This is a genomic window from Haloferax sp. AB510 (genome assembly GCF_024136985.1).
Classification (GTDB): Archaea; Halobacteriota; Halobacteria; order Halobacteriales; family Haloferacaceae; genus Haloferax.
This window is the reverse complement of the sequence record NZ_JAMYJY010000167.1, coordinates 1-4,747: the sequence shown is the minus strand read 5'-3', so window position 1 is coordinate 4,747 and position 4,747 is coordinate 1. Positions and strand designations below refer to the sequence as shown.

Below are 4,747 nucleotides of genomic sequence, written 5' to 3'. Positions count from 1 at the left end.
CGGCGTTGTGTCGGGTGTCGTCGCCGCGGCCGGCGTCGGGGACGACGGCTGTTGCCCGCCCAGCGCGTCACCGAGCACCGGCACGCCGCCCGAACCGGCGGTCACGACGACCGCCGCGAGGAGGAGCGCGACGAAGAGAAGCGGCGCGACCGGGAGCGACAAGAGCGCAGGAGGGAGCAGAGATGCGAACGGCCCGGTCCGCGCGCCGCCTGCGCCCTCGGCCCCCCCTGCACCCCCAGCCCCACCATCGGCCGGCAAGTCGGCGAGGCGGACGCCGAAGTGGTCGGCAACGAGGTCGTCGCCGCGGCCGTCGGGGAGGCCGTATCGAACGAGTTCGTAGAGGTCGTCGAGCGAGAGGACGCGGGTGTCGTCGGGAGTTGCGCGTCGGATTCGCTCGGGGTCGCCCAGTGCGACGACGACTGTCGCCTCGTCGGGAACCGACGGCGACAGGGAAAACCGAGGACGGGAGCCGATCGCGAGTCGCTCGGTTCGGTCGCCTCGGCGGGCGACGACGAGGCGGTCTTCGACGGTCGTCTCCCACCCGCGGGCGGTCCAGAGGTCGGCGAGGAACCGGCGGCGGTCGCTGGGGCCGGCGGCGCGAATCAGGTCGCTGAAGCGCGAGCGACGGAACTGCCGCATCGCTCGGAATTAGGGCTCGATGGCGAAAGCATCACCGGGCACGGACCGAGGTTCGGTTTGGTTTCTGCCGCCGCGCGACCGACAGCGCAAAGACCACCGCGTGGCAAGGGCCGACGATGAGCGAGGAGTCCGAGCGTCCGAAGCCGAGCGACTTCGGAACCGACGAGAACGCCCCGCCGGTCGACGAAAAGCCCTACAAGATAATCTTCGAGGCGAACAAGTGCTTCGGGGCCGGCCGGTGCGCCGAGGTCGCCGACAACTGGGAGATGGACCTCGAAACCGGCCTCGCCCGCGCGAAGTCGTATTTCGTCGGCGAGGACGAACTCGACGAGAACATCGAGGCGGCGGAGGTCTGCCCGGCGAAGAAGGGCCGCGGCGTCATCCACGTCATCGACCGCCGAACCGACGAGGAGCTATCGCCCGACCCCGACGGCGACGGGACGCTCTCGGTCGACTGGTAAAGCGAAAGCACTTTTCACCCCCTCGGAGAACGGGAGAGTGCGCGGGGGTGGCTGAGCTAGGCCAAAAGCGGCGGACTTAAGATCCGCTCCCGTAGGGGTTCGCGAGTTCAAATCTCGTCCCCCGCACTTGTTCCGAGGAACGAAGCGGCGAGTGCCGAGTGCGAACAGAGTGATTTGAACCCGACGAGTCGCAGCGTCCGAGCGGAGCGCGAACGACCGTCTCGAATCGATTCAACACCCGCCCAGTCGTCCCACACGTCTCAGAATCTGATTGCCTTCCACCACTCTAGTTCCCCGTCTCTCGCCGTCTACTGCTCTCGCCACCCGTCGGGGAGACGCCGAGGATTCGGTCGCACACATCGCAAAAAATCTGCGTCGGTATTGCGTCGCGACGGCGCTTTTACGCCGGGAGTTCGACGCCGAGTTGCGAGAACAGCGTCGCCATGCTCGCGGCGTCTTTCACTTCGACGATGGTTCCCTCGTCGATGCGGCGGTAGCTGAACCCGTCGACTTCGACCTGCGAGCCCGTCGGCTCGATGCCGCGGAACGTCCCGAGATGCGTGCCGCGAAGGGTCCACCAGACCATCACGGCGTCGCCCTCGGCGACGATCGCGTTGATTTCGGTCATCGCGTCCGGGAACGCGCCGTCCCACTCGCCGTGCAGTTCCTTGATGTCTTCGCGCGTGACGAGCACCTCGTCGGACCCGCTTCGCGTCGTGGCGATGCGGACGGTGTCGGCGTACAGTTCGTCGAGCGCGTCGAGTTCGTCGCGGTTCCACGCCCGGTCGAACTCGGTTCGAATCAGGGCGCGGTTCTCCTCTGTGACCGTTCGTGTCGACATGCGTACCCACCCGGCGTCGCCGCGGCGACCAGTCCGGCCTCGCACCGACGCCATCGTGGAGTACGACCCGCGAAGAGATAGTGTAGTGCTACCAGATAGCACCCACCGAGGACGGATGGCGAGCGGGAAGGCGGGCGAACGACAGCGACCGGCGACCACGTTATCTCGGTTCCCCGCCAACGTGTAGGAATGGCTTCGACGCGTAGACACCGCTACTCGGATGGACAGGGGTTCGGCGACCCCTACGAAGGGTTCGATCTCGACCCGCCGACGTACCGGGTGAACGGACGGCTCGTCGACCCCGCGGACGACCACGCCCTCGCCGAGCTGGTGGACGAGGCGGGAATCGACCCCGAGGCGGTCGACGCGGCGGCGCTCGTCGAGGTCGGACTGGCCTACGTCGCCATCGAGGAGTACGAACAGGCCGTCGACAGTTTCAGTCGGGCAGTCGCCTACGCCGGCGAGGACTCGCCGACGGCGTGCGAGGCGTGGGTGAACAAGGGCGTCGCCCACGCGCAACTCGGCGAGTACGACGAAGCAATCGGCGCGTACCGCGAGGCGCTCCGCATCGACGACGACGGCGAGCACGCCGCGGCCGCGGAGACGAACCTCGCGTACGCGTTGTGGGAACTCGGCGACTCGTCGGGGCCGCTCGACCGCGCCGAGCGCGCCGTCGAACTCGACCCGCGCTTCCCACAGGCGTGGTACAACCGCGGCTTCTTCCTCGCCGAACGCGGCCTCCACGAAGAGGCCGTCCGCTGTTTCGACACCGCCATCTCACTCGGACTGCGCGATAGCTCGGTGCGGGGCGAGCGCGACCGGTCCCTCGCGTTCCTCGAAGACACCGTGGGGGGCGAGACCGAAGCGTCGGTGGACTCGACGCCGCACCGCGTCCGCAACCCCGGAGCCGCCGTGGACTCGGACCCCGACGACGCGACTGACCCGGACGTGAGAGAGCGAGGCGAGTAGGACCGCTCCCACAAACATTTTGACAGTTCGGCTAATGAGATGTAATTAGACCGTGTCACCCGGACTCCTCGTCACGCGATTCGACGCCGCGCTCTTCGGGATGGCCGTCTTCCTCCTCATCGGGGCGGTTATCGGCGTCGTGTCCGCCCTCCCCACGCCGCTGGCCACGGGTGGCGGCGCGACCGGAGCCGCTGCCCTCGCGTTCGGCGTCACCGTGAGCGAACTGTAGCCGATTCTCGGAACTCGTAATTCGGTGAGAGCGAAGGCTCCCGATCTTTCAGCTAATATCATACTTGATAGCTAGCGGGACAACGCTTTACGTCGCTCTCTTGCTACCAAGTGGCATGAAGCTCGCCACGCTGGTTCCGACGGTGCTCAGGCGGAGCTACCTTCGGAAGTTTCTGTTCGTTATCCTCCTCGTGGCCGCGGTGATGGGCGGGTTCGGCCTGTACGTCTCGGACGCGGTCGGAACCGAGGTCAGAGCCGACACCCACAGCGACCTCGAGATGGTCGCCACGTTGGAGGCCGAGGGGCTGTCGAGTTGGATGGACGGCTACGCCCGGACCACCCGGATGCTCTCGGAGTACGAGACCGTCCAGACGGGCGACCCAGACACCATCGACGAGACGTTCGAACGCGAGAAGGATACGCTCCCCGACGAGGTGATGGCTATCCACTACGTGAAGCCCTCGAACCGCGACATCGTCCGCAGCACCGACGGCGTGATAGAGGCCAAGTCGGTCTCCGACCTCGGCCTGTCGTGGACGACCGGGTCGCTGACGATGTACGACCCCGACGCGGTCGCCATCTCCGAGGTCTACCGCTACGCCGGGAGCGAGCGCCTCGCCTTCCTCAGTCCGGTGGCGGGCCGGGACGGGGCGGTGATGGTCGTCGTCGACGCGACGAAGCACGCCGAACTGTTGAGCGAACCGGTCGAGGGGTCGCAGACCCGCGTGGTGACTGAGGGGGGTGTCATCGCCTTCGACAAGTACGGCAAGAACGTCCTCACGACATACCGTGAGGGCGCGGCGACGCCGGCGCTCGACGCCGCGCTCGGCGGCGAGACCGGGGTCGTCGAACGCGAGGGCGAAGGCGGCACGGGCGACGAAGTCGTCGCCTACGCGCCCGTCTCGGGGACGAACTGGGCGGTTCTCGTGGAAGCGCCGCAGCACAACGCCTACGCGGTCGCGCGGGTCGTCGAGCGCGACGTCGCCGTCCTCATCGGCGTGGGCCTCGCCGGGCTCGCGCTGGTCGGGGTCGTCATCGGCCGCAACACGGTGCTGTCCCTCCGGCGGCTCCGGACCAAGGCGGAAGCGCTCGCCGGCGGCGACCTCGACGTGGACCTCGAAACCCGCAGAGTCGACGAGTTCGGGGCGCTGACGAACGCGTTCGCCGAGATGCGCGACGGACTACGCGAGCGCATCGAAGCCGCCGAAGACGCGCGCCGCGACCTCGCGAGCGCCGCGGACGACTACCGCGAGACGATGGACGCCGCGGCGACGGGTGACCTGACGGTGCGCACGTCGGTCGAACCGGACGATGAGGCGATGGCGGCCGTCGGCGACGGCATCGACGCGATGCTCGCCGACCTCGAAGCGACTATCGGACGTGTCGCGGCGTTCGCGGCGACCGTCGACGCGGCGGGCGAGCGCGTCACCGCCGGCACCGAGGAGGTCAGCGCCGCGTCCGAGCGGGTCGAACTGGCGACGGCCGACATCTCCGACGGCGCGGCCGAGCAGGCGTCGCTCCTCTCCGAGGTCTCCTCGGAGATGCAGGACCTCTCGGCGACGGTCGAGGAGGTCGCCGCCTCCGCCGACGAACTCGCTGACCTCGCGGG

5 protein-coding genes, 1 tRNA gene and 1 pseudogene are annotated in these 4,747 nt (G+C 68.3%); 5 read left to right on the top strand and 2 right to left on the bottom strand.

Going from position 1 to position 4,747, the window contains the following annotated elements:
• Positions 1-639 (bottom strand): annotated as a pseudogene (locus NKF06_RS19740) (hypothetical protein); the annotation flags it as partial.
• 116 nt (positions 640-755) lie between these two features.
• On the opposite strand from NKF06_RS19740, the gene NKF06_RS19735 reads away from it, so the two are divergent.
• Together NKF06_RS19735 and NKF06_RS19730 are read left to right on the top strand one after the other, a co-directional pair.
• Positions 756-1,100, top strand: coding sequence for a ferredoxin (locus tag NKF06_RS19735; protein WP_058566604.1), 345 nt, complete (start codon positions 756-758; stop codon positions 1,098-1,100).
• A 41-nt stretch (positions 1,101-1,141) separates the two neighbouring features.
• Positions 1,142-1,226: transfer RNA gene (locus NKF06_RS19730), tRNA-Leu, on the top strand.
• Positions 1,227-1,500: 274 nt separating this feature from the next.
• Here NKF06_RS19730 and NKF06_RS19725 read toward each other — a convergent pair.
• Positions 1,501-1,941 (bottom strand): ester cyclase, encoded by a 441-nt coding sequence (locus tag NKF06_RS19725; protein ID WP_253246377.1) that lies wholly within the window; start codon positions 1,939-1,941, stop codon positions 1,501-1,503.
• Positions 1,942-2,130: 189 nt separating this feature from the next.
• Here NKF06_RS19725 and NKF06_RS19720 point away from each other — a divergent pair, with 189 nt between their 5' ends.
• The 3 genes from NKF06_RS19720 to NKF06_RS19710 all read left to right on the top strand — a co-directional run.
• Positions 2,131-2,910: a tetratricopeptide repeat protein gene (locus NKF06_RS19720; protein WP_253246376.1), complete on the top strand. Its 780-nt coding sequence runs from the start codon at positions 2,131-2,133 to the stop codon at positions 2,908-2,910.
• A 52-nt stretch (positions 2,911-2,962) separates the two neighbouring features.
• Positions 2,963-3,139 (top strand): hypothetical protein, encoded by a 177-nt coding sequence (locus tag NKF06_RS19715; protein ID WP_172795741.1) that lies wholly within the window; start codon positions 2,963-2,965, stop codon positions 3,137-3,139.
• Between the two features lie 115 nt (positions 3,140-3,254).
• A partial coding sequence (locus NKF06_RS19710) for a methyl-accepting chemotaxis protein (RefSeq protein ID WP_253246375.1) occupies positions 3,255-4,747 on the top strand: 1,493 nt, incomplete at its 3' end.